The sequence below is a fragment of the Umezawaea sp. Da 62-37 genome, assembly GCF_032460545.1.
In the GTDB taxonomy this organism is placed as follows: Bacteria; Actinomycetota; Actinomycetes; order Mycobacteriales; family Pseudonocardiaceae; genus Umezawaea.
The window spans coordinates 5,293,031-5,316,295 of sequence record NZ_CP135965.1; the positions used below are offsets into that span (position 1 = coordinate 5,293,031).

Here is a 23,265-nt window from a genome sequence, read left to right on the forward strand (position 1 = left end):
CGCCGGGAACCTGTGGGGGGACATCGGAATGGCGATGGGGAAAGCGGTTCGGCGCGCCTTGGGCGCGCTGCTGATCGGCGGTCTGGCGACGACCGGGTTGGTGGCGTTCTCCGCCACGCCCGCCTCGGCGATGCGCAGCCCGGCGCACATGGGCGCGAACTTGCTCAGGATCGCGGATTCGGGGCGGCCGACGGAGAACGACCTCAACTACTACATGGCCCCGATCGGGAAGTGGCGGGACGGGAACGGGCCGGAACGCACCTCGAAGTCCTACTTCACCTACATGCTTTCGAACTTCGACGACTACGGGATCGTCTCCGCCACGGCGTCGGTCACCGAGATCTCCGTCAACGACTGCTCGAAGCCGCGGGCGACCGAACTGCGGCGCACCGACGTGGCGACGCACCCGACCTGGCGGGACCAGCCCGCCGAGTTCTCGCGGCTCACACAGGTCGACGCGGAGCCGGGATGCGTGTCGTCCCGGATCACCTGGGACGTGCTGGACGCGGTGCGGGACGCCGTCGACAGCCGGAACACGCTGACCCTGGCGCTGCGGATGCCCGAGGAGCGGATGAGCGACCTGGCGTACGGCAGGTGGTACGACGACGACCTCGCGATCGACCTCGTGCACATCACCCCGCCGACCGCGCCCGCGGACCTGGCGGTCGACGGGCTGGCCTGCCAGTGGAACGGGGTCCACACGCGGAACCTCCGCCCAGTGCTCGGCTCCACCCGGCGAAACCCCTGGTACGGCTGGTCCGAGACGGTCGTCTCCGCGTGGGACGTGGCCGATCCCGGCGCGGCGTTCACCACCGTCGTCGACTACGGGGAGGACGGGCCGATGGAGGTCCGGCTCCCCGAGGGCTTCGTCGTCGACGGGCACACCTACGAGTGGACCGCGCGCGCACGGGACAACGGCGGTGATCTCTCCAGGCTCGAGGCACCGTGCCGGTTCACCATCGCGCCGACCCCGGTGACGCCACCCAGCACCACGACGGAAGGCACCCCGGCGACGCCGCCCGACCCCACGCCGCCCAGCACCCCGGAAACGCCGCCCGCCACCACCGCGACCGGCACCCCGGCACCCTGGCCCGCACCGGTGCGCGACCGTCCGAACAGGACGGTCGCGCACCGGATCCGTTGCTAAAGCGAGAACATCGAGCCGGGGTTGAACAGGTTCTCCGGGTCGAGGGCGCGTTTGATCTCGCGGTGCACGCGCAGGCCGACGGGGCCGATCTCGCGTTCCAGCCACTCGCGCTTGATCTTGCCGATGCCGTGCTCGCCGGTGACCGTGCCGCCGAGGCCGAGACCGATGGCCAGGATGTCGTCGAAAGCCCTGCGGGCGCGGGCGAACTCGTCGGCGGACGCGGGGTCGTAGACGATCGTGGGGTGCATGTTGCCGTCGCCGGCGTGGCCGACGACGGCGATGCGCAGCCCCACTTCCGCGCTGACGCGTTCGCAGCCCGCGATCAGCTCGGCGATCCGCGTGCGCGGCACGCACACGTCGTCGGTGAGCCACGCGCCGTAGACCTCCAACGCGGTCAGCACGGCCCGGCGGGCGGTCAGCAGGTCGCGGCCCTCGGAGACGTCCTCGGTGGCGTAGACGAGTTCGGCGCCCGCGTTGCGGCAGAGCTCCTCGATCACGGCCAGCTCGCGCATCCCGGTCTCGACACCCGTGTCGGACTGGCAGATGAGCAGCGCGGCGCAGCCGGGTCCGGCGCCCAGCTCGGTCTTCAGGTACAGCTCGACCGCCTCGATCGAGGTGCGGTCCATGATCTCCATCAGCGACGGCACCAGACCCTCGCGCACCACCGCGCTGACCGCGGCCCCGGCCGCCTCCGTGCTGGTGAACGCCGCCACCAGCGTCACGGGCGCCTGCGGCAGCGGGCGCAGCGCCAGCGTCGCCTTCGTGATCACGCCGAGCGTGCCCTCGCTGCCGACGAACAGCTTCGTCAGGTCGTAGCCCGCGACGCCCTTCACGGTCCGGCGACCGGTCTTGAGCAGTTCGCCGTCGGCGAGCACGACTTCGAGGCCGAGCACGGAGTCCGTGGTCACGCCGTACTTCACGCAGCACAGCCCGCCGGCGTTCGTGGACACGTTGCCGCCGATCGTGCACCAGTCGTAGCTCGACGGGTCCGGCGGGTAGAACAGGCCGTTCTTCTCCACGGCGCCGCGCAGGTCGAGGTTGATCACGCCCGGCTCGACGACGGCGAGCCGGTTGTCCGCGTCGATCTCCAGGATCGTGTTCATCTTCGTGGTCACCAGCACCACGCAGCCGTCGAGCGCGTTGGCCGCGCCGGACAGCCCGCTGCCCGCGCCGCGCGGCACGATCGGCACCCTCGCCGCGGCGCACGCCCGCACGACGGCCTGCACCTGCCCGGTGTCGGTCGGCAGCACCACCGCGAGCGGCGTGCCGAACGGGGCCAGCGGCATCATGTCGCGCTGGTAGGCGGACGTGACGTCGGTGTCCGTCAGGACGGCGTTCGGACCCAGCGCCGCGCGGAGTTCTTCGACCAGTGCCATGGTTCCCAAGCTAGCGTCACGCGCCTCACACCGGAACCGGGACGAAGACGACAACGGGGCACACAAGCACCCTGGACCGGCGGTAATCGTGCAGCGCCATCCGGCCCCATGGCGCAGACTCGTCGAATGGTCAACGCCGAGGCTGGGGCGCCCCAGCTCACCCACAAGCAGATCCTGGCCGTGCTGAGCGGTCTGATGATCGGCATGTTCCTGGCGGCTCTCGATCAGACGATCGTCGGCACGTCCATCCGGACCATCGCCGACGACCTCCAAGGGCTGAGCCTCCAGGCGTGGGCGACGACCGCCTACCTGATCACGTCGACGATCTCGACGCCGATCTACGGCAAGCTGTCCGACATCTACGGCAGGCGGCCGTTCTACCTGACCGCCATCACCATCTTCGTGGCGGGCTCGCTGGCCTGCACGTTCTCCACCTCGATGTACGAGCTGGCCGCGTTCCGCGCGATCCAGGGGCTCGGCGCGGGCGGGCTGATGTCGCTGGCGTTCACGATCATCGCCGACATGATGCCCCCGCGCGAGCGGGCCAAGTACCAGGGCTACTTCCTCGCGGTGTTCGGCACCTCCAGCGTGCTCGGACCGGTCATCGGCGGCTTCCTCGCGGGTCAGGACACCATTCTCGGGGTCACCGGCTGGCGCTGGGTGTTCCTGGTCAACGTGCCGATCGGCATCGTGGCGCTGGCCGTCGTGTGGCGCGTGCTGAGGCTCCCGCACGAGGCGCACGACCACCGCATCGACTACTGGGGCGCGCTGTTCCTGACCGTGGGCATCGTGCCGCTGCTGATCGTGGCCGAGCAGGGCCGCGAGTGGGGCTGGGGCTCCGCCGGGTCGATCAGCTGCTACGTCGTCGGCGTGCTCGGCGTGGCGCTGTTCATCATGGTCGAGTCCAGGATGGGCGACGAGGCGCTGATCCCGCTCAAGCTGTTCAGCACCTCGACGTTCACGATGATCATCATCGCCGGGACGATCGTCGGCATCGGCATGTTCGGCGGCATCTCGATGATCCCGCAGTACCTCCAGATCGTGAAGGGCCACACGCCCACCGAGGCCGGTCTGCTGATGATCCCGATGACGCTGGGCATCATGACCGGCTCGATCATCTCCGGCCAGATCACCTCGCGCACCGGCCGCTACAAGGTGTTCCCGATCATCGGCACCGCACTGATGGTGGTCGCGATGTTCCTCTTCTACACCGTGGACGTGGACTCGCCGATCTGGCAGCCGATGGTCTTCATGACCCTGTTCGGCCTCGGGCTCGGCAACTGCATGCAGACCCTCACCATCGCCGCGCAGAACGCCGTCCCGATGCGCGACCTGGGCGTCGCCACCGCGTCGGCCACGTTCTTCCGCCAGATGGGCGGCACGATCGGCGTCGCGGTGTTCCTGTCCGTCCTGTTCAGCACGGTGCCGGACAGCATCAAGGACGCGTTCGCCCGGATCGTGCCCACCCCGGAGTTCCAGGCGGCGCTGAAGGACCCGGCGGTGCTCGCCGACCCGGTGAACAAGCCGGTGCTCGACGCGCTCCAGGGCGGCGGCAACGCGGGCGTGCTCCAGGACTCGTCGTTCCTCCAGCAGGTCGACCCGCGGCTGGCCAGACCGTTCCTGGAGGGTTTCGCCGAGTCGATCGACGCGGTGTTCCTGACCGGGGCGTTCGTGATGATCGTGGCCTTCGTGACCACGTGGTTCATCAAGGAGATCCCGCTGCGCACCGCCGTGGGCGACCCCGTCGCGGCGCCGCCAGCGCACTGAACCACCCGATCGACTGGTCCAGCCGAACGCCCCCGTGCCCCTCCGGCGCGGGGGCTTTCGCGTGATCACGCGACCACTACCAGTGACGATGCGCAGGATTCCACTACCGGTTGGGTCAAGGTCGCCCTGCGGACACCGGGGCTCGACGTAGGCTGTTCGAGTGGTTCTGTCCGGATCGACCATCACGCTCGCGTTCGGCCCCCTCGACACCGCAGGTCCGGTGGCGGTGTGGCTGATCACGCTGGGCTTCCTGTTCGCCGAGTGCGCTTTCATCTTCGGACTTTTCCTGCCCGGTGATTCGCTCCTGTTCGCGGCGGGCGTGATCATCGCCCAGCAGAGCGGGGCGCTGAACGCGTGGCTGCTCTCCGCCGCCGCGATGGTGGTGGCGGTGGTCGGCAACCTGGTCGGCTACTACATCGGGCGGACGACCGGGACGCACCTGCTGGCCCGCAAGGGCGGCCGGATACTCAACCGGACCAACCTGGAGAAGGCGCGCGACTTCCTGGACCGGCGCGGGTTCTGGGCGATCGTGCTGGCCCGCTGGATCCCGTGGGTGCGCACGCTGGCGCCGATGGTCGCGGGCGCGGCCAGGATGGACACCAAGCGGTTCGTGCTGGCCACGACGCTGGGCGCGCTGGCCTGGGTGCCCACGCTGGTGCTGGCCGGCTACTACGGCGCGGGCCTGCTGACGTCGCTGCCGTGGCTGGAGACCGCCGCGGTCGTGATCAGCATCGCCTTCTTCGTGCTCGGCACCGCCTACGGCCTGTGGCGCTACCGCCAGGAGATGCAGAAGCCGATCGACGAGGAAGCCGACATCACACCACGTCGGTGATGAGCAGGTCGGCGCCGGACTTGGACGAGTTCACCATGAGCGCGTTCACGTGGTCGGTGCCGTGCAGCACCCGCTCCTCGGCCTCGGCCAGCGTCCGGCCGAACCTCAGGTGCCGGTCGATCAGCCGCTGCACCCGCAGGTCGTCGTCGATGAACAGGAACCACGCCTCGTCGAGCACGATGCGGACGCGCTTCCACTTGTCGTAGTTCAGCAGCAGGTAGTTGCCCTCGGTGACGATCAGCGGCACGCCGGGGTCGATGGGGACGGCGCACGCCACCGGCTCCTCGATCTCGCGGCGGAACTCCGGCGCGTAGATGACGTCCGGCCCCGCGGCCTTGAGCCTGCCGAGCAGGTCCACGTACCCGGCGACGTCGAACGTGTCCGGGGCGCCCTTGCGCTCGCTGATGCGCAGCCTCAGCAGCTCGCGCTGCGCGAGGTGGAAGCCGTCCATCTCCACGAGCGCCGCGTCCGCGCCCAGCGCGTCGACCAGGCGGCGGGCGAGCGTGGACTTGCCCGACCCAGGTGCGCCGCCGATGCCGAGCAGCCTGCGCTCACCGGTGTCCACGAGCGCGCGAGCGCGATCGAGGAGCTCGTCGAACTTCACCTGCTGTCCTGCCACCTTGCCAACTCCTCAACCCAATCCTGCGCGGTGTTGCGCACCCTGACCGCCGCCACCGCGTTCGCCCACCCGATCGCGTCCGCGACCGGGTCGTGCCGGGCGAGCGCGACGGCAAGGGCACCGTGCCACACGTCCCCCGCGCCGTTGGTGTCGCGCACTTGGACCACCGGTACCGGCCGCTCGTGGAGCCCCCCGTCACTCGACCACGTGACTGGGTTCGCACCGTTCGTCCGGATCACCAGCGGCACCCCGCGGGCGTGCAGCTCGTCCTCGGTCGGCCCGAAAGCCGACGAGCACGCGGCCACGTCCACCAGCGGCAGCAGGTCTTCCAGCACAGGTTTCCAGCTACCGGCGTCCAGCACCACCTGCAAACCGGCATCTTTGGCGGCAGTTGCCACCGCGAGGGCCAGCGGACCCAGGTGCCCGTCGAGCAGAACCACGTCGGCTTGGAATACAAACGGCGTTACGGCGTCCACTGTGGTCGGGAGCGCCACTTCGGCGGCGTTGCGGGAGATCACGGTGCGCTCGCCGTCCCGCTCGCGGACGGCGACCATGCTGAGCGAGATCCGCGACTCCGGGGCGAGGTCGTGGAACTCCACCCCGCGCCCGGCCAGCCCGGCGGCGGCGAACGAGCCGAAGGCGTCGCGCCCCAGCGCGGTCAGCAGCACGGCCCGGTGGCCCAGCGCCGCGACGGCCGTGGCGGCGTTGGCCGCGGGGCCTCCCGGTGCCATGTGGACACCCGTGGACTGCACCTTCTCGCCGGGAGCGGGGAACTCGGCCACCCGCTGGCTGACGTCGACGGTGGTGAGGCCGACACACAACACCGCAACCAGTGGAAACGCCTCCTGCCAGGTAGGGTCCCGTCGCAAGCGATTGCGCAAGCGTTCACCTGCCCAGCGGAACGGGGCGAGCACCATGATCACCATGCGGGAGGTCGCGACCCTCGCCGGGGTCTCCATCACCACGGTCTCACACGTCATCAACGAGACCAGGTCGGTGGCTCCGGACACGAAGGAACGCGTCCTCAAGGCCATCGAGGAGACCGGGTACACCGGCGACGCCATCGCGCGCTCCCTCGTGACGGGCGGCACGAAGTCCTTGGGGCTGGCCGTGTCGCTGGTGTCGCACCCCTACTTCGCCGAGCTGATCGCGGCGATCGAGAACGAGGCCACGACGGCGGGCTACTCGCTCGTGCTGATCGACACCCGCGACACCGCCGAGTCCGAGCAGGCCGCCGTGCGGATGCTGCGCGGACGGCGGGTGGACGGCCTGCTGCTGACGCCGTCGGCGGGCGCGGGCGGCGCGGTGCTGCCGGAACTGCGGCGGCTGGGCATCCCGACCGTGCTCGTGGACCGGCTGACGATGAGCCAGGACATGGACCAGGTCGGCCCGGAGAACGTGCAGTCGACCTCGCGGCTCGCCCGGCACCTCGCGGAACTGGGGCACCGGCGGATCGGGATGGTCACCGGCCAGATCGGCCTGGCCACGACGGACGAGCGCGTGCTCGGCTACCGGCTCGGGCTCGGCCGCTCGGGGTTGCAGTGGGACGAGGAGCTGGTGTCGGCCGACGGCAAGCTCGGCCCGCTGCTGGACCTGGCCTCGCCGCCCACCGCCGTGGTCGCGGGCGACCACATGGTGCTCACCGGCGTGATGCACGAGATCCGGGCGCGCGGCCTGCGGATCGGCCGGGACTTGGCGCTGGTGTCCTACGACGAGGTCGAGTGGTCCGAGCTGGTCGAGCCGCCGCTGACGACGATGGCGCAGCCCATCGAGGAGATCGGGCGCACGGCCGTCCGGCTGCTGCTGTCGCGGATCACCGAACCCGATCGCGCCCCGGAGACCATCCGGCTCGCCCCGACGTTCAAGCACCGCCGATCCTGCGGCTGCCACTGAGCGCAATATGATTTACATCAACCCCTATCCGCGTTCGCGTTCTCGGAGCATGTCCTTTTCCTCCCTATCGTCGAGCTCATGCCCACCAGGACACCTGTAGACCACCACTCGGGGGCCCTTCCAAGATCGATTCCGGATGTCCCCCTCCGGCGCGGTCGCACCATCCGGCTTTCGCCGCCCCGGAAGTTCATGTGCGACCTGCTGCACCATTCGGGCAAGGTCCCCAGCGTTCCCATGCAAAGGCGAATGCGACTCGGCGAAGTGGTCGCCGCCCGGACCGCGATGCGCGACCGGGTCAGCTGGTGCGCGATCTTCGTGAAGGCCTACGCCATCGTGTCGGCCCGCCACCCGGAGCTGCGCCGCGCGTACTTCTCCTTCCCCTGGGCCCACCTCTACGAGCACCCCGCGACGGCCGCGTCGTTCAGCGTCGAGCGGACCTACCACGGCGAGGACGCGGTGTTCTTCAGCCGGATCGTCCGCCCCGAGGCGCTCTCCCTGCGCGAGGTCGACGCCATCGTGCGCAAGCACAAGACCGCGCCGCTGGGGAGTTTGCGCAGTTGCAGGCGCATCCTCGGGCTGAGCGCCCTGCCGTTCCCGGCCCGCAGGCTGGTGTGGTGGCTCGCCGTCCAGGCCCGCGGGCCGTGGCGCGCGGACTTCCTCGGCACGTTCGCGGCGAGCGTCACCGCGTCCCAGGGCGGGGCCAGCCTGCACCAGCTCTCGCCGTTGACGACGACGCTGAACTACGGGCAACTCGAGCCGGACGGCACGCTCGACGTCCGGCTGACCTACGACCACCGGGTGCTCGACGGCAGCACGGTCGCCAGGGCGCTGGTCGCCCTGGAGGACGTCCTGCGCGGCGAGGTGCTCGCGGAATTGAAGAGCGGCTCATGACCACTCCGGGGAACGTCGCTTCGATCGACCTCTCGTCGGAGCATTTCTGGGCGCTGTCGCCGGAGGACCGGGATTCGCGATTCGCCGAGTTGCGGCGGAATCATCCGGTGTCGTGGCAGGAACCCGTCGAAAACCCTGTTATCCCCCAGTCCGACGCCCGTGGATATTGGGCCGTCGTGTCCCATGACGGTGTTTCCGAAGTAAGTCGCAATCCCCGGACGTTCTCCTCCTCCGCCTGCTTCGGCGGCGTGACGCTGGAGGTCCTGCCGCCCGCGCTGGCCGAGGCGACGCAGTCCATCATCGCCATGGACGGACCCCGCCACTCGCTGCTGCGCCGCCTCATCACGAGCACGTTCACCCCGCGCCGGATGGCGCAGATGGACTCCGCGATCGGGCGGGCCGCGCGCGACGTCGTCGCCTCGGTCGCCCACCTGGGCGAGGTCGACTTCGTCTCCGGCATCGCCGAGCGGCTGCCCATCTGGACGATCTGCGAGATCCTCGGCCTGCCGGAGGAGGAGCGCGACCGGGCACTGGTGCACGCCAACGCGATGATCGGCTGCAAGGACGAGGAGTACGGCCACGGCGACCCCGCGCAGGCGCTGCGCGACGGCGTGGTGGCGTTCACCGCGATGGCGTTCGACCTGATCGACGAGAAGCGCGACCACCCGGAGGACGACCTGATGAGCGCGCTCATCGAGGCCGAGGCCGACGGCGAGCGCCTGACCGACGACGAGATCCGCGCGTTCTTCATCCTGCTGTTCATCGCGGGCAACGAGACCACCCGGCACTCCATCAGCCACGGCGTGCACGCGCTCGACCGCTTCCCCGACCAGCGCGCCCTCCTGCTCGGCGACCCCGACGCGCACCTGCCGGGCGCGATCGAGGAGATCATCCGCTGGTCCACCCCGATCATGACCTTCCGCCGCACCGCCGTGGAGCGCACCGAACTGGGTGGGCGGACCATCGAGGCGGGGGAGCACGTGGTGCTCTTCTACTCGTCGGCCAACCGCGATGAGCGGGTCTTCACCGACCCGTGGACCTTCGACATCACCCGCCGCCCGAACCGGCACATCGCCTTCGGCGGCGGCGGACCGCACTTCTGCCTCGGGGCGCACCTGGCGCGGATCGAGCTGCGGCACGTCCTGACCGAGGTCTACCGGCAGTTGCCGGACCTGCGGGTCGGCACGCCCCGGTACGTGGCGGGCAACTTCATCAACGCCATCGGCCGGATGCCGGTCACCTTCACCGCGAGCGGGTCGTGACCGGCGCGCACGCGGTCACCGGCGCCACCGGCCTCGTGGGCGCGGCGCTGGTGCTGGAACTGCTGGCGCGCACCGACGACGAGGTCGTGTGCCTGGTCCGCCCCGGCCGCAAGGTCGGCGCGGAGGAACGGCTGCGGCAGGTGCTGGGCACGGCCGCGCGCGAGTACGGCGCTTTCGGCCTGGAGGTCGACAAGCGGTGCCGGGTGGTCACCGCCGACCTCGCGGCGCCCCGGCTCGGCGTCGAGGGGCTGACCGGCGTGGCGGAGTTCTGGCACTGCGCCGCGGACCTGCGGTACGAGGACCGGCACTGGGGGGCGTTGCGGGACACCAACATCGGCGGCACCCGGCACGCGCTGCAACTGGCCGAGGCGGCGGGCGCGGCGACGTTCAACTACATGAGCACCGCCTACGTGGCCGGGCGGCTGGACGGGGACGTCGCCGAGGTCCGGATGGACGGCGTCGCGACCAACAACCGGTACGAGGAGAGCAAGGCCGCGGCGGAACGGCTGGTCGCGGGGGCGACCGCGTTCGCGACCAGGACGCTGCGGCCGAGCATCGTCATCGGGCACAGCAGGACGTACGCGCTGTGCGGCGGCCACTCCGGGCTCTACGGCATCCAGCGGCGGCTCTCGCAGTTCAAGCGGGCGCTCGGGATGCTCGGATCGGCGGAGGAGTTGGCGCGGCCGATGCGGATCCGCGCGGACGCCGCGGCGCGGGTCAACCTCGTGCCGGTCGACTTGGTGGTGGCCGACGCGGTGAGCGTCAGCCAGTCCGGTTCGACCGCGGGGATCTTCCACCTCACGCACCCCGACCCGGTCGTCGTGGGACCGGGCCTGGGGCTGATGTTCGAGAAGACGGGCCTGTCGCGGCCGGTGTACACCGACGACGTGGACAGCTTCTCCCAGCTGGACCGCGAGTTCGACCGCAAGATCGAGTTCTACAACTCCTACCTCACCGGGCGGAAGCGGTTCGACCAGACCAACCTCGTCGCCGCCGTCGGCGAGCCCGCGCTGCGGTCGTGGAGGTTCGACCTGGCCGAGCTGGCCAACTACCTCGACTGGTACCACGCGTACCTGAGGCGCTAAGAGGGCTGGAGGCCGTGGCGTTCCAGCAGCGCCGCGGCCTCCAGCGCCATCCAGCCGCCGAGCTGCACCGACAGGTCGCTCTCGGCCGTCCGCTCGCGCGCGGGCACGACGGCCTGGCTCGTCCACTCCGGACCGAACAGCGGACCGCTGACCGCCACGCTCCTGTTGTCCCACACCGCTTCCGCCGACGAGAACACGATGTCCGCCGCGAGCCGGCCGACCTGCGCCCGGCGCGGGTCCAGTTCGGGCACCGCGATGGCCGCCTGCGCCAGGTACCGCAGCAGGATCCCGCCGAACAGGCCGCCGTCACCGCCTCCGTGGCCGCGCAGCACGCCGTCGACGGCCAACTCCTTGTCCACCGCGCGGACGAGCCGCTCGACCCGGTCGAGCCACGTCGGCGCGCTCGACGTGCGGGCCTGCTCCAGGTTCGCGCCGAGCAGAACCCCTTGGCAGTACGAGTAGATCGTCGTCTCGATCTCGCGGACGTCGCCGTTCGGGTGGACGTGCAGCCCGTCCCACGCCAGCCCCGACTCCGGGTCGACGAGCGCCTTCTCCATCCAGTCCACGATGGACCGCGACCGGACGAGGTCGCCGGTGGACCCGCTGTCGGCCGCCAGCCGAGCGAAGAAGATCGCCGTCGGCCCGTTCGCGGGAACGTTCTTGAAGTCGTCGTGGCGCTTCCACCAGACGCCGCCACCACCGTGGTCGGTCCACCCCTCGCGCAGCCGCGCCGCGATCGCCCCGACCGCCGACGGCCGCGAGACGCCGACCTCGTCCGCCGCCCGCAGCAGCGCCAGCCCCAGCCACGCCACGTCGTCGTAGAAGTCGTTCGTCCAGCCGACCAGGTTGCGCACCCGCACGCCGCGCACCAGCCGCCGGACGACCTGCCGCCGCGCCTCGTTCGGCGAGCGCAGCTGGGCGTCCACCACGCAGTCCAGCAGGTGCGCCTGCCACCAGTAGTTGAACCGCAGGTGCAGGCGGCCGCGCCAGTCCACCGGCCAGGCGGCGACGCCGAGCAGCGTCCCCGGCACGCCCCAGACCCGGCGGAGGTGCCGCGACCGCACGGCCCGTTCGGCCACGCCCGCGCGCGCCGCCAACAACTTCGGGGTGGACCTTTCGACCGTCACGAGGCCATCGTGATCTCTTGATCGTTCAAGAAGCGCGTTGGGACAACTCCCAGTGGTACAGCGCCATCGCCACGCTCGTGGTCAGGTTGTAGCTCGACACCAGCGGTCTCATCGGCAGCGACACCAGGTGGTCCGCCCGCTCCCTCATCGCCTCCGACAACCCGTGCCGCTCCGACCCGAACGCCAGCACCGCGTCCGACGGGATCCGCACGTCCCCGATGTCCGCCCCGTCCGCGTCCAGCGCGTAGACCGGCCCCGCGATCCCGTCGAGCCCATCCGCCCGCCCCACCGGCAGCGCGAAGTGCAACCCGGCGCTGCCCCGCAGCACGTTCGGGTGCCACGGGTCCACGTCCCCGACCGACACCACCCCGCCGGCCCCCAGCCCGGCCGCGACCCGGACGACCGCGCCGAAGTTGCCCAGGTTGCGGGGGTTGTCGAGCAGCACGAGCGGCGCGACCCGCCCGGCCAGCAGCCCGGCCACGTCGACGTCGGGCTTGCGGGTGAACCCGGCGACCCCGGTCGGGTGCCGCTTGCCGACGAGCCGGACGAACTCCTCGGTCGAGACCTCCCGGACCGAGCCCGCCAGCACGTCGACCAGGTCGGGCGCGTGCGACTCCGCCAGCTCGGCCAACGCGGTCGCGCTCACCGCGACGAGCGGCTCCACGACGGCGCCGAACCGGAGCGCGTGCTTGACCGCGTGGAAACCTTCCAGCACAACGGACTGCACGACGACCCCCGTGGCATGGCGAGACGCGCGTCTCGCGGGACCGCCCATCCTACGAAGGGGCTGCCCCGCGGTCCGCGCGCCCGCCGAACTCCGGTCAGTGCGCCCCCACGTGGTGGGTGGCGGTGTGCCGTTCGCCACGCCACTTCAGGTAGTACCCCGTCCAGGATCCCAGCACGAGGACGCCCACCAGCAGCTGGACCGCGCCCGCGGCCGCCTGCGGGTAGAGCACTCCGTCGATGTAGTGGTCGATGAACCCGTCCACCAGCTCCGGCTGCCCCGCCCGCGCGCGGAAGAAGTTCTCACCCGCGGTGAGCGGACAGCTGAGGGGGAACGCGACGATCAGAAGCCCCCAGGTGGCCATGGCCAGGTGCGGGTAGATCAGTCCGCGCCAGCGCCAGGCCAGGAAGCCGCCCACGATGAGGAACACCAGGACGGCGAAGTGCACGATCATGATCAGCTCTGCCAACGCCTGAGAGACCACGTCCCACCTCCCGTTCCAATGTAGAACGGGGGTTCCACGCAGCGCGCGTGGTAAACGCGCGGTTCACCCGCGTGGTAGCGCCTGCCACGGCACCCGGCCGCCCAGGTCGAGCAGGAGATCGGCCAGATGACCCAACGGGGCCTGGACGAGGGGGCCCGGCACGACGGCGGCGAGGGCGTGCTCGTCGAACGCGAGCGCCACGCCCGCCGCGCGCGGGTCGTTCAGCAGGGCGGGCACGAGACCGGAGCCGAGCAGGGCGGTGGCGAACGCGGGGTTCTTGCGGCGGACCTCGTAGCGCTGGTCGAACACCGGGTCGCCGGTCTGGACGAACTGCTCGAACAGCCCCCACACCGAGTCCTCGCGGGGGCTGATCAGCACCCACGGGCCGGGCGCCGGGCGGGGCACGACGACCGCCGAGTACGTGCGGTACTCGTGCACCACGACGTTGTCGGTGCGCAGCACGACCTCGACCGCCAGCACCGGCACGCCGCGCCAGTGGCCGACCATCTGGAACTTGACCCGGCTGCGGTCGGCCTCCAGCATCCGGCCGACCTGCGGGACCCGCTCCTGGAAGCCCTGGTCCTCGGCGACGAACCGCCAGCCGAGGGCGGCCTCGACCGCGCGCATCCGCTGTTCCCATTCGGTCACGTACTGCTGGTCCAGCATCGGGTTGCGCTTGCGCCGCGACAGCCCGACCGCCACCCCGACCCCGAGGATGGCCAGGATCACCAGGAGCAGGACGACCGCGGTCATCAGCTCAAGCCGAGGTCGGCCAGGTCGAGGAGGTAGCGGTAGGGCAGTCCCCGCGCCTCGATGATCTCCTTCGCGCCGGTGCCGCGGTCCACCACGGTGGCGACGCCGACAACGTCCGCACCGGCCTCGAGCAGCGCGTCCACGGCGGTCAGCGGGCTGTTGCCGGTGGTGGTCGTGTCCTCCACGGCGAGCACCCGCCGCCCGGCGACGTCGAAGCCCTCGATGCGCCGCTGCATGCCGTGCTTCTTGGCCTCCTTGCGGACCACGAACGCGTCCTGCACCTCACCGGCGGCCGCCGCGGCGTGCATCATCGCCGTCGCCACCGGGTCCGCACCGAGCGTGAGACCACCCGCCGCCGCGTAGTCCCAGTCGGCGGTGAGCTGCCGGAGCAGCCTGCCGATCAGCGGGGCGGCCGCGTGGTGCAGGGTCGCCCGGCGCAGGTCGATGTAGTAGTCCGCCTCACGACCGGAGGACAGCGTCACCTTGCCGTGCACGACGGCCAACTCACTCACCAACCGGGCCAGTTCGGCTTTGGCACCGGCGTCAAGGACCACTTCGGTTCGCACGAGGCCCAACCTTTGCACACCCACCGGGAGCAGCGCGATCAGGTCCGGCCCCGACCGCCCGCGAACCGCGACGCGGCCTTGCGCAGCAGCGCCCTGGGGATGAGCCTGCTCAGCGTCACGATCGCCTTGTACTGGGCTCCGGGGATCGACAGCGGCTTGCCCGCGCGCAGGTCGGCGAGGCAGTCGTGCACCAGCCGGTCGGCGTCGAGCCACAGGAACTCCGGCGTGGAGCTCATGTCGATCGACGCCCGCTCGTGGAACTCGGTGCGGGTGAAGCCGGGGCACAGCGCCATGACCCTCACCGGCGACCCCGAGGCCTCGATCGACATCGAGATGCCCTCGGAGAACAGCGTCACGTACGACTTCTCGGCGCTGTAGGTCGAGCCGCGACCGGGCAGGAAGCTCGCCACGCTGGACACGTTCACCACGCCGCCGCGGCCGCGTTCGACCATGCCGGGCAGGACGGCCCTGGTGAGCCGCAGGACGCTCGTGACGTTGACGTCGAGCTGCGCCTGGAGGCGTTCGACGTCCATGGCCAGGAACTCGCCGGAGCTGGCGAACCCGGCGTTGTTGACCAGCAGGTCGACCGGGCGCGCCGGGTCCGCGAGGCGTTCCTCGACCACGGCCCGCTGAGTCGCGTCCGAGAGGTCGGCGGCGAGCACCTCGACGGCGACGCCGTGGCGCGCGGTGAGCTTCTCGGCGAGTTCCTCGAGCCGGGAGGCGGTCCTCGCGACGAGCACGAGGTCGTGTCCCTCTGCGGCGAGGCGGCGGGCGAACGCGTCGCCGATCCCAGCGGTCGCCCCGGTCACCAGTGCGGTAGGCATGGGAGGACGCTAGCGGGTCCTACCGGCGGGTAGGACGGGTGCACCTGGTCAGCTGGCGGGCTTGCGGCCGAAGGACGGGCGGTAGACCTCGCCGCCGCTCTCGGCCTCCTGGTCGGAGTCGAACGGGTCGACCACGTCGGCCAGCTCGCCCACGTCGCGCAGCAGGCGCTCCAGGCGGGCGGGGCTCGAGTTGGGGGGCGCGGCGGCCATCACCCAGTCGCCCTCGAACCAGACCACGGTCACGTCCGCGCCGATCTCCTCGGCGGCGTCGACCAGGTCGGGGGTGATGAGCTTGCGGGCCGGGGCCAGCTCCGTGACGAACGCGTAGCGCGAGCCGACCGGTCCGAGCAGGTCGGGCATCTGGTCGCGCTGGAACGGCACGCTGGGCAGCCACAGCTCGATGACCACCGGCAACGGGCGGCGGCAGCGGACGCCGACCAGCACCGAGTTGACCTTGCCGTTGGTCTCGTGGTCCAGCACGTAGACCTGCCGCCTGCCGTCCGCGGTGAACGTCGACCCGGCCACCACGTCCCTGGCCACGCCGGTCCCGTAGTAGGCGATCGCGCCGCTCTCCCACCTCGTGGGGAGCACGTGGTCGGTCTCCTCGAACTGCCAGCCGCGCAGCGCGGCCCACCTGCGTCGTTCCCGGTTGCGCGCGGTGCGCTGCGCCCGATCGGTCGCGAGCAGCGCGAAACCGGCTACTCCTGCCACCGCGCAGACGGTGAACCAGACCCAGGCAGGTATTCCCACAGTGCGAAGGGTAGCGGTCCGGCCGACGAGAACGAAGATCACTTGCGCGGCGGTTCGCACGAACAGATCAACCCGTTATCTCGCCGGGCACGGCGGCCGTCGTCCCCCACCGGGGATTTCCCCCGTTCGGGAAGGCCCCGCGCGGGTGTCCCGAACCGACGGGAACCGACCACCGCACCGGGTGACCGCGGCCCCGCCCGCAGGAGTGCGGACGGGGCCGGTCGCACCGGTCAGGAGCGGCCCAGGATGAGCCCCGAGCTGTCCTCGACCATGTCCACCCTGATGGTGTCGCCGTCGCGGATCTCCCCCGCGAGCAGCTCCTTCGCCAACTGGTCGCCGATGGCCGACTGCACCAGCCTGCGCAGCGGCCGCGCGCCGTACACCGGGTCGAAGCCCTTGAGCGCCAACCAGTCCCGAGCCGACGGCGTGACCTCCAGGGTCAGCCTGCGCTGCGCGAGCCGCTTGGCCAGCCTGCGCACCTGGATGTCCACAATGGACGACAGCTCCTCGGTGCCCAGCGCGTGGAAGACCACCACGTCGTCGAGCCGGTTGAGGAACTCGGGCTTGAAGTGCTTGCCCACCACCGACATCACGGCCTCGTACCGCTGGCCCTCGTCCAGGTTGGCGTCCGCGATCGCGTGCGACCCGAGGTTCGAGGTCAGCACCAGGATCGTGTTGCGGAAATCCACCGTCCGGCCCTGGCCATCGGTCAACCGACCGTCGTCCAGCACCTGGAGCAGCACGTCGAACACGTCCGGGTGCGCCTTTTCGACCTCGTCGAGCAGCACGACCGAGTACGGCCTGCGGCGCACCGACTCGGTGAGCTGCCCGCCCTGGTCGTAGCCCACGTAGCCGGGCGGGGCGCCGACCAGCCTGGCGACCGAGTGCTTCTCGGAGTACTCGCTCATGTCGATCCGGACCATCGCCCGCTCGTCGTCGAACAGGAACTCCGCCAGCGCCTTGGCCAGCTCGGTCTTGCCGACGCCGGTCGGACCGAGGAACAGGAACGACCCCGTCGGCCGGTCCGGGTCCGCCACGCCCGCGCGGGTCCGGCGGACCGCGTCGGACACGACCCGCACCGCCTCCGCCTGGCCGACGACCCGGTTGGCCAGCTCGTCCTCCATGCGCAGCAGCTTGGACGTCTCGCCCTCCAGCAGCCTGCCCGCGGGGATGCCGGTCCACGCGCTGACGACGTCCGCGACGTCGTCCGGGCCGACCTCCTCCTTGAGCATCGCCGAGGCCTGCTCGGTCGACTTGGTGGCCGCCTCCAGGTCCTTCTCCAGCGCCGGGATGCGGCCGTACCGCAGTTCGGCGGCCCGGCCGAGGTCGCCGTCGCGCTCGGCCCGCTCCGACTCGCCGCGCAGCTGCTCCAGCTGCTCCTTGAGGTCGCGGACCTTGTCGATGGAGCCCTTCTCGTTCTGCCAGCGCGCGGTCAGCACCGCCAGGACCTCGCGCTTCTCGGCCAGTTCGGCGCGCAACGCCGCCAGCCGCTCCTTGGAGGCCGGGTCGGCCTCCTTCGCGAGCGCCATCTCCTCGATCTCCAGGCGGCGCACGGCCCGCTCGACCTCGTCCACCTCGACCGGCCGCGAGTCGATCTCCATGCGGAGCCGGGACGCGGCCTCGTCGACCAGGTCGATCGCCTTGTCCGGGAGGAACCGGGACGTGATGTACCGGTCCGAGAGGGTCGCCGCGGCCACCAGCGCGGTGTCCGTGATGCGGACGCCGTGGTGGACCTCGTAGCGCTCCTTGAGGCCCCTCAGGATGCCGATCGTGTCCTCCACGCTCGGCTCGCCGACCAGCACCTGCTGGAACCGGCGCTCCAGCGCGGGGTCCTTCTCGACGTACTTGCGGTACTCGTCCAGCGTGGTCGCGCCGACCATCCGCAGCTCGCCGCGGGCCAGCATCGGCTTGATCATGTTGCCCGCGTCCATCGCGCTCTCGCCCGTGGCACCGGCACCCACGATCGTGTGCAGCTCGTCGATGAACGTGATCACCTGGCCGGCCGAGTCGGTGATCTCCTTGAGCACCGCCTTCAGCCGCTCCTCGAACTCGCCGCGGAACTTCGCGCCCGCGACCATCGAGCCGAGGTCGAGCGCCACGACGCGCTTGCCGCGCAGCGACTCGGGCACGTCACCGGCGACCACGCGCTGGGCGAGGCCCTCGACGATGGCGGTCTTGCCGACGCCGGGCTCGCCGATCAGCACGGGGTTGTTCTTGGTCCGGCGGGACAGCACCTGCACGACCCTGCGGATCTCGACGTCGCGGCCGATCACCGGGTCCAGCTCGCCCTTGCGGGCGCGCGCCGTCAGGTCGACGCCGTACTTCTCCAGCGCCTTGTACGTGCCCTCGGGGTCGGGGCTGGTGACCCGCGCCGAGCCGCGCACCTTGGTGAACGCCTCGCGCAGCGCCTCGGGCGACGCGCCGTGGCGGCGCAGCAGGTCGGCCACCTGGCCGCCGTGCTGGGCGAGGCCGACCAGCAGGTGCTCGGTGGAGACGTACTCGTCACCCATCTCCGTCGCGAGCTCCTGGGCCTTGGCCAGCACCCGCGCGGCGTCGCGCGACAGCTGCGGCGCGGACACCGAGGAGCCGCTCGCGGCGGGCAGCCCGCGGGCGATCTGGTCCAACTCCTTGTGGACGAGCGCGGGGTCCGCGCCGACCGCGGACAGCAGCGGCGCGGTCAGCCCGTCCCCCTGAGCCAGCAGCGCGCCGAGCAGGTGCACGGACCCCACGTCGGGGTTCCCGGAGACCGTCGCGGCCTGCACCGCGGCCGACACCGCCTGCTGGGTCTTCGTGGTCGGGTTGAAAGCGTCCATTCCCCACCTCACCGCAGATGTCCTCGGCCAGCCTTCAGCACTGGCTCACACTGTGCACAACGTCAGCAAAGTTGAGTCCGTTCCGCTCAACTTGAAAAATCGGTGTGGCGTGGCACACCGACCGAGCAGGATCACCTGATGACCGCCACACCGCACCACATCACCATCGCGAGCGTCGACCCGTTCGCGCTGGCCTCGTTCTGGAGCCGGGTGACCGGCGCACCACTCGCCGACGACGACTTCGCGGGCGATCCCGAGGCGTCCGTCCTCATCCCCGGCGGCACGCCGCTGCTGTTCGTCCGCGTCCCGGACGCCAAGACCTCGCGCAACCGCACGCACCTCGACCTGCGGCCGGACTCCACCCGCGACGAGGAGGTCGAGCGCCTGCTCGGCATCGGCGCGGCCCTCGTGGACGACCGGCGCACGCCCGACGGCCGCGGCTGGGTCGTGCTCGCCGACCCCGAGGGCAACGAGTTCTGCGTCGAGCGCAGCGCCGCCGAGAAGGCCGACTTGCCCTAGACGGCGAAGTGCCCCCGACGCGTCTCGCGTCGGGGGCACATCTGGGCCTTGCTTACCGTCGATCACCCACATGTAGTAGCGAGTTGTCCACAGTTGAGGCCGAGTTGTCCACATTCCGCAGGTCGGCATCCACAGGCAGGTGGACAGGTGCCTCTCCGGTCGGCGCGCCGACCACGGGCTGGGGGATGTCCATCGAGGTCCGCAGGGGCACTTCCTTGATGAACACCACGGCGACGACCGTGACGACGGCCGCGATGGCCGCGATCAGGAACAGCGTGGCCATGGCGTCGCCGTAGGCCCCGCGCACCAGCGCCTGGATGGGGCCGGGGAGGTGCGCCAGGTCGAGCGTGCCGCCACCGGTGCCCTTCGGGGTGCCCGCGGGCAGCCCGGCGGCGATCTTGGTGCTCACCTGGCTCGCGAGCACCGAGCCCAGCACCGCGACACCGGCCGTGCCGCCGAGCGAGCGGAAGAACGTGACCGTGGAGCTGGCCGCGCCGAGGTCCGCCATGGCGACGTCGTTCTGGACGGCGAGCACCAGGTTCTGCATGGTCAGGCCGAGCCCGATGCCGGTCAGCGCCATGTAGCCGCCCATCAGCGCCAGGTTGGTCTGGTGGTCGATCGTGGAGAGCAGGCCGAGGCCCGCGACCAGGACCACCGCGCCGGTCACCAGGAACTTCTTCCACTTGCCGTACTTCGAGATCAGCTGGCCGGAGACGGTCGAGGCGATCGTCAGGCCCGCGACCAGCGGCAGCGTGAGCAGGCCCGCCTTGGTGGGCGAGAAGCCGCGGGAGAGCTGGAAGTACTGGCCGAGGAAGACCGAGGCGCCGAACATCGAGGTGCCGACGGCGACGCTGCCGAGCACGGCCAGGGCGAGCGTGCGGTGCTTGAACAGGCGCAGCGGCACGACCGGCGAGCTGGCCCGGCGTTCGACGAAGTACGCCGCGACCAGCGCGACCGCGGCCCCGCCGAGGTAGCCGAGGGTCTCCAGCGAGAGCCAGCCGAAGTCCCTGCCCGCGAACGACACCCACATCAGCACCAGGCTGACGCCGCCGGTGATCAGGAACGCGCCCGCGTAGTCGATCTTCACGTTCTTCTTGACGGTGGGCAGCTTCAGCGTCTTGGCCAGCACGCCGAGCGCGAGGACCGCGAGCGGGACGGTGATGAAGAACGTCCACCGCCAGCCGAGTCCGGGGGTGTCGACGATGAACCCGCCGACCAGCGGGCCGCCGACCGTGGCGGCGGCCATGACCGCGCCGGTGTAGCCGCTGTAGCGGCCGCGTTCGCGGGGGCTGACCATCGCGCCGATGATCACCTGCGCGAGCGCCTGCACGCCGCCCATGCCGAGGCCCTGGACGACGCGGAAGCCGATGAGCTGCTCCATGCCCTGCGCGAACCCGGAGAGCACCGAGCCGATCGTGAAGATCGTGATCGCGATCTGGAAGAGCAGCTTCTTGCTGAACAGGTCGGCCAGCTTGCCCCAGATCGGGGTGGTGGCCGTCGACGCCAGCAGCGTCGAGGTGATGACCCAGGTGTACTGGGTCTGGTTGCCCTTGAGGTCCGCCAGGATCGTCGGCAGCGCGTTCGCGACGATCGTGGAGCTGAGGATGGCGACCAGCAGCGCCAGCAGGATGCCGGACAGCGCCTCGAGGATCTTGCGGTGGGTCATGGGGGTCGCGGTCGCGGGTTCCGCGATCGCGGGTGTTGCCTCTGTCATCGAATGGCCTCCGGGACCAGCAGTCGGGAACGCAGGTCGTCGGTGAACAAGCCGAACTGGCGTGCGAACGCTTGGACGTCTTCTTCGGTCCAGCCGGCGAGGGCCTGCCGGACCAGGTCGATCTGGGCCTGCCGCCAGGTGTCGAGCCTGGCGAGTCCGAGGGGGGTGACCGAGATCAGCTGCACCCGGCCGTCGTGCTGGGCGACCCGGCGCTCCACCAGGCCGGCCCGGTCGAGCTGGGCGATCTGCCTGCTGACCACGGACGTGTCGACCAGGTGGGCCTGGGCGAGGTCGGAGACCCGGCTCTCGCCGCGCCGTGCCAGTTCGGCCAGCAGTCCGACCGCGGCCGGGTGCAGGTGCGGCTCGTCCGCCCACACCCGCGCGGTCATCACGTGCTTGAGCTGGAACGCGGCGTGCAGCTGGCGGAGCACGTCGACACAGGTCTCCCTCGTCGGGCCCATATCGCCTCCTTTAGTTGTCAATGACAACTATATGCCTCGATAGTTGCCCGATACAACCTTTTGGGGTGTGACGTGCAGACCACTCGACAGGAGGAATCCGGGTCTCGACACGGGCGAACACCGCGTGACATCGGACGATCACAGCGGGCAACGCACGCGGGGCCCCGTCGAACAAGGGGCGATCAAGGTACACGCGGCGGCGGATGTTGACCCGTTGGCCGGTACTCGTGCGACGCTATGTGACCAAGCTGCACTCGAAGGTGGCATCAAGGAGTCAACCAGCCAGATGAAGGGTTAATGTCGACGCCGTCGGGGTTGGATGCTTGACGTGGACGGTGCGCCTTGCTGGCGCCTCTAAGAACGTGGAGACTGCGCCCGGATCATGACTGCGAACGCCGTGCTTAGCCCCATACCTACTCCGCCACACCGTGAACCGCCCCCCGGCGTCACCGCAATGGTGCGCATGATCCGGGAGAGTTGGACGGTGGTGGAGCCGCGCTCTGAAGAAGTTGCCAAGTTCTTCTACGGCATGCTCTTCAGCCTGTCGCCAGCCACCCGCGAGATGTTCCCCGCCAACATGGAGGTGCAGCGCAGCCGCCTGCTGCGCGCCCTCGTGCACACGGTGCAGATGGTGGACCGGCCGGACGACCTCATCCCGTTCCTCCGCCAGCTCGGCCGCGACCACCGGAAGTTCGGTGTCGTGTCCGTGCACTACGAGGCCGTCGGCACCGCGCTGCTGGCCGCCGTGAAGAGGTACGCGGGCGCGGTCTGGACCCCAGCTGTCGAGCTGGCCTGGGCCGAGGCGTACACGATCATGGCGCGTTCCATGCAGGAGGCGGCCGCCGCGGACGACGGCCCGGCCTTCTGGCGCGCCACGGTGCTGGAGCACCAGCGCGTCAGCTGGGACCTGGCCGTGGTCAGGCTGCAGCCCGACCACCCGCTGCCCTACCGGCCGGGTCAGTACCTCAGCGTCGAAACGCCTCAACGCGGCAGGCTGTGGCGGTACTTCTCGCCCGCCAACGCCCCGCGCGAGGACGGCAGCATCGAGTTCCACATCAGGTCCGTCGAGGGCGGCTGGGTCAGCCGCTCCGTCGTCGGCCACACCCAACCGGGCGACGTCTGGCGCCTCGGCCCCCCGATGGGCCGCCTGGGTGTCGACCGCACGTCGAAGCAGGACATCCTGATGGTCGCCGGCGGCACCGGCGTCGCGCCGATGCACGCGATCGTCGACGACATGGCCCAGTGGGGCGAGAACCCCAGGGTGCACCTGTTCATGGGCGGCCGGACCCGCGAGGACCTGTACGACCTGGACAACCTCCAGCGGATCGCCATGACCAACCCGTGGCTGACCGTCGTCCCGGTGCTCGAGTCCGACCCCGGCGCCCGCGGCGTCGAGCAGGGCACGCTCGCCGACGTCGTGACGCGCTACGGCGCCTGGGAGGACCGGGACGTGCTCGTGTGCGGGTCACCCGCCATGATCCGCTCCACGGTCTCCAGGATGCTCGTGGCGGGCACACCGCTCGACCGCATCAAGTACGACCCGTTCACCCTGGACTGAGCCGCGCCCCGGCCGGAGCGGTTGATTCCACTGGGGCCACTGAGCAACCGCGGGCCGCGGCCGACGGCAGGTCGACGGGGTGGAGCGGGTCCGGTTTCGA

At 70.8% G+C, this 23,265-nt stretch carries 22 protein-coding genes; 9 read left to right on the top strand and 13 right to left on the bottom strand.

Translation table 11 applies throughout. The annotated features are described in order from the left end of the window. The first annotated feature begins 34 nt into the window (after positions 1–34). Positions 35–1,147: a hypothetical protein gene (locus RM788_RS24180; protein WP_315934046.1), complete on the top strand. Its 1,113-nt coding sequence runs from the start codon at positions 35–37 to the stop codon at positions 1,145–1,147. On the opposite strand, the gene RM788_RS24185 is transcribed toward RM788_RS24180, so the two are convergent. Continuing rightward, positions 1,144–2,523, bottom strand: a complete 1,380-nt coding sequence (locus RM788_RS24185) for an FAD-binding oxidoreductase (protein ID WP_399344628.1) — start codon at positions 2,521–2,523, stop codon at positions 1,144–1,146. The genes RM788_RS24180 and RM788_RS24185 overlap by 4 nt on opposite strands. A 126-nt stretch (positions 2,524–2,649) precedes the next feature. Between RM788_RS24185 and RM788_RS24190 the strand changes: the two genes are divergently transcribed. Both RM788_RS24190 and RM788_RS24195 read left to right on the top strand, forming a co-directional pair. After that, positions 2,650–4,290, top strand: a complete 1,641-nt coding sequence (locus RM788_RS24190; protein ID WP_315934048.1) for an MDR family MFS transporter — start codon at positions 2,650–2,652, stop codon at positions 4,288–4,290. Positions 4,291–4,450: 160 nt separating this feature from the next. Next, entirely contained in the window at positions 4,451–5,122 is a 672-nt protein-coding gene (locus RM788_RS24195) for a DedA family protein (protein ID WP_315934049.1), read from the top strand. On the opposite strand, the gene RM788_RS24200 is transcribed toward RM788_RS24195, so the two are convergent. Then, on the bottom strand, positions 5,106–5,741 hold the full coding sequence (locus RM788_RS24200) for a nucleoside/nucleotide kinase family protein (protein ID WP_245887458.1): 636 nt from the start codon (positions 5,739–5,741) through the stop codon (positions 5,106–5,108). The two genes, RM788_RS24195 and RM788_RS24200, sit on opposite strands and share 17 nt — an antisense overlap. Next, the gene (locus RM788_RS24205; protein WP_315934729.1) at positions 5,723–6,565 is read right to left on the bottom strand and encodes a PfkB family carbohydrate kinase; all 843 of its coding nucleotides are present in this window, start codon (positions 6,563–6,565) and stop codon (positions 5,723–5,725) included. The genes RM788_RS24200 and RM788_RS24205 overlap by 19 nt, the downstream gene beginning before the upstream one ends. 91 nt (positions 6,566–6,656) lie before the next feature. On the opposite strand from RM788_RS24205, the gene RM788_RS24210 reads away from it, so the two are divergent. The 4 genes from RM788_RS24210 to RM788_RS24225 all read left to right on the top strand — a co-directional run bounded on the left by RM788_RS24210 (position 6,657) and on the right by RM788_RS24225 (position 10,872). Further along, on the top strand, positions 6,657–7,634 hold the full coding sequence (locus tag RM788_RS24210) for a LacI family DNA-binding transcriptional regulator (protein WP_315934050.1): 978 nt from the start codon (positions 6,657–6,659) through the stop codon (positions 7,632–7,634). A gap of 246 nt (positions 7,635–7,880) precedes the next feature. Beyond that, the gene (locus RM788_RS24215; protein WP_315934051.1) at positions 7,881–8,525 is read left to right on the top strand and encodes a hypothetical protein; all 645 of its coding nucleotides are present in this window, start codon (positions 7,881–7,883) and stop codon (positions 8,523–8,525) included. Between the two features lie 248 nt (positions 8,526–8,773). After that, a complete protein-coding gene (locus RM788_RS24220; protein WP_315934052.1) occupies positions 8,774–9,787 on the top strand; it encodes a cytochrome P450 in 1,014 nt (337 codons plus the stop codon). Continuing rightward, positions 9,784–10,872, top strand: coding sequence for an SDR family oxidoreductase (locus tag RM788_RS24225; protein WP_315934053.1), 1,089 nt, complete (start codon positions 9,784–9,786; stop codon positions 10,870–10,872). Before RM788_RS24220 ends, RM788_RS24225 begins: the two co-directional genes overlap by 4 nt. On the opposite strand, the gene RM788_RS24230 is transcribed toward RM788_RS24225, so the two are convergent. The 8 genes from RM788_RS24230 to clpB all read right to left on the bottom strand — a co-directional run bounded on the left by RM788_RS24230 (position 10,869) and on the right by clpB (position 18,913). Further along, positions 10,869–11,999 carry a glycoside hydrolase family 76 protein gene (locus tag RM788_RS24230; protein WP_315934054.1) on the bottom strand — a complete coding sequence of 377 codons (1,131 nt, stop codon included), beginning with the start codon at positions 11,997–11,999 and terminating at the stop codon, positions 10,869–10,871. The genes RM788_RS24225 and RM788_RS24230 overlap by 4 nt on opposite strands. A 25-nt stretch (positions 12,000–12,024) precedes the next feature. Beyond that, complete coding sequence (locus RM788_RS24235) at positions 12,025–12,726, bottom strand: TrmH family RNA methyltransferase (protein WP_315934055.1); 702 nt, start codon at positions 12,724–12,726, stop codon at positions 12,025–12,027. Positions 12,727–12,820: 94 nt separating this feature from the next. Further along, positions 12,821–13,207: a DUF2784 domain-containing protein gene (locus tag RM788_RS24240; protein WP_315934056.1), complete on the bottom strand. Its 387-nt coding sequence runs from the start codon at positions 13,205–13,207 to the stop codon at positions 12,821–12,823. A 63-nt stretch (positions 13,208–13,270) separates the two neighbouring features. Beyond that, a complete protein-coding gene (locus tag RM788_RS24245; RefSeq protein ID WP_315934057.1) occupies positions 13,271–13,960 on the bottom strand; it encodes a hypothetical protein in 690 nt (229 codons plus the stop codon). Continuing rightward, positions 13,960–14,514, bottom strand: coding sequence for an orotate phosphoribosyltransferase (gene pyrE / locus RM788_RS24250; protein ID WP_315934730.1), 555 nt, complete (start codon positions 14,512–14,514; stop codon positions 13,960–13,962). The genes RM788_RS24245 and pyrE overlap by 1 nt, the downstream gene beginning before the upstream one ends. Positions 14,515–14,564: 50 nt before the next feature. After that, complete coding sequence (locus RM788_RS24255) at positions 14,565–15,350, bottom strand: SDR family NAD(P)-dependent oxidoreductase (protein ID WP_315934058.1); 786 nt, start codon at positions 15,348–15,350, stop codon at positions 14,565–14,567. Between the two features lie 48 nt (positions 15,351–15,398). Beyond that, on the bottom strand, positions 15,399–16,100 hold the full coding sequence (locus RM788_RS24260) for a TtfA family protein (RefSeq protein ID WP_315934059.1): 702 nt from the start codon (positions 16,098–16,100) through the stop codon (positions 15,399–15,401). Between the two features lie 230 nt (positions 16,101–16,330). Next, positions 16,331–18,913: an ATP-dependent chaperone ClpB gene (gene clpB, locus RM788_RS24265; protein WP_315934060.1), complete on the bottom strand. Its 2,583-nt coding sequence runs from the start codon at positions 18,911–18,913 to the stop codon at positions 16,331–16,333. A gap of 138 nt (positions 18,914–19,051) precedes the next feature. On the opposite strand from clpB, the gene RM788_RS24270 reads away from it, so the two are divergent. After that, positions 19,052–19,432 (top strand): VOC family protein, encoded by a 381-nt coding sequence (locus RM788_RS24270; RefSeq protein WP_315934061.1) that lies wholly within the window; start codon positions 19,052–19,054, stop codon positions 19,430–19,432. Between the two features lie 52 nt (positions 19,433–19,484). Here RM788_RS24270 and RM788_RS24275 read toward each other — a convergent pair whose 3' ends face one another. After that, on the bottom strand, positions 19,485–21,146 hold the full coding sequence (locus RM788_RS24275) for an MDR family MFS transporter (protein ID WP_399344635.1): 1,662 nt from the start codon (positions 21,144–21,146) through the stop codon (positions 19,485–19,487). Then, positions 21,143–21,607 (bottom strand): MarR family winged helix-turn-helix transcriptional regulator, encoded by a 465-nt coding sequence (locus tag RM788_RS24280; protein WP_315934062.1) that lies wholly within the window; start codon positions 21,605–21,607, stop codon positions 21,143–21,145. The genes RM788_RS24275 and RM788_RS24280 overlap by 4 nt, the downstream gene beginning before the upstream one ends. Positions 21,608–22,061: 454 nt before the next feature. On the opposite strand from RM788_RS24280, the gene RM788_RS24285 reads away from it, so the two are divergent. Next, positions 22,062–23,165, top strand: a complete 1,104-nt coding sequence (locus tag RM788_RS24285) for an FAD-binding oxidoreductase (RefSeq protein ID WP_315934063.1) — start codon at positions 22,062–22,064, stop codon at positions 23,163–23,165. The last annotated feature ends 100 nt before the right edge of the window (positions 23,166–23,265 follow it).

Coding starts and splice junctions, on each gene's coding strand:
- RM788_RS24180 (WP_315934046.1), top strand. CDS start 35: ATGGGGAAAGCGGTTCGGCGCGCCTTGGGCGCGCTGCTGATCGGCGGT.
- RM788_RS24185 (WP_399344628.1), bottom strand. CDS start 2,523: ATGGCACTGGTCGAAGAACTCCGCGCGGCGCTGGGTCCGAACGCCGTC.
- RM788_RS24190 (WP_315934048.1), top strand. CDS start 2,650: ATGGTCAACGCCGAGGCTGGGGCGCCCCAGCTCACCCACAAGCAGATC.
- RM788_RS24210 (WP_315934050.1), top strand. CDS start 6,657: ATGATCACCATGCGGGAGGTCGCGACCCTCGCCGGGGTCTCCATCACC.
- RM788_RS24215 (WP_315934051.1), top strand. CDS start 7,881: ATGCGACTCGGCGAAGTGGTCGCCGCCCGGACCGCGATGCGCGACCGG.
- RM788_RS24245 (WP_315934057.1), bottom strand. CDS start 13,960: ATGACCGCGGTCGTCCTGCTCCTGGTGATCCTGGCCATCCTCGGGGTC.
- RM788_RS24255 (WP_315934058.1), bottom strand. CDS start 15,350: ATGCCTACCGCACTGGTGACCGGGGCGACCGCTGGGATCGGCGACGCG.
- clpB (WP_315934060.1), bottom strand. CDS start 18,913: ATGGACGCTTTCAACCCGACCACGAAGACCCAGCAGGCGGTGTCGGCC.
- RM788_RS24270 (WP_315934061.1), top strand. CDS start 19,052: ATGACCGCCACACCGCACCACATCACCATCGCGAGCGTCGACCCGTTC.
- RM788_RS24275 (WP_399344635.1), bottom strand. CDS start 21,146: ATGACAGAGGCAACACCCGCGATCGCGGAACCCGCGACCGCGACCCCC.
- RM788_RS24280 (WP_315934062.1), bottom strand. CDS start 21,607: ATGGGCCCGACGAGGGAGACCTGTGTCGACGTGCTCCGCCAGCTGCAC.
- RM788_RS24285 (WP_315934063.1), top strand. CDS start 22,062: ATGGTGCGCATGATCCGGGAGAGTTGGACGGTGGTGGAGCCGCGCTCT.